Below are 329 nucleotides of genomic sequence, written 5' to 3' on the forward strand. Positions count from 1 at the left end.
TTGCCCGGACGTGAAGGAAGCTGGGGAGGCAGGGCCCACGACAATCGGCGCTTTATCAATGCGGTCTTCCGGATTATGCGTACAGGCGCGCCGTGGCGGGATCTGCCCCCCGACTTTGGCGGTTGGAGCAATACCCATCGACGCTTCATCCGTTGGCGCGATAATGGTGTGTGGGAGAGATTGCTTGAAATCCTGATTGATGAGCCGGACTTTGAATGGCTGATGATCGACGCCAGTCATTGCAAAGTTCACCCACATGCGGCAGGCGCAAGAGGAGGCAATCAGGACATGAGCCGCACAAAAGGGGGCTCAACACAAAACTGCATCTG

General features: G+C 56.8%; 1 pseudogene. It reads left to right on the top strand.

The window, feature by feature from the left end:
- Window positions 1-329, top strand: a pseudogene (locus EII23_RS12700) (IS5 family transposase); the annotation flags it as partial.

Origin of the sequence: Desulfovibrio sp. OH1186_COT-070 (assembly GCF_003860215.1) — a bacterium.
Classification (GTDB): Bacteria; Desulfobacterota; Desulfovibrionia; order Desulfovibrionales; family Desulfovibrionaceae; genus Desulfovibrio.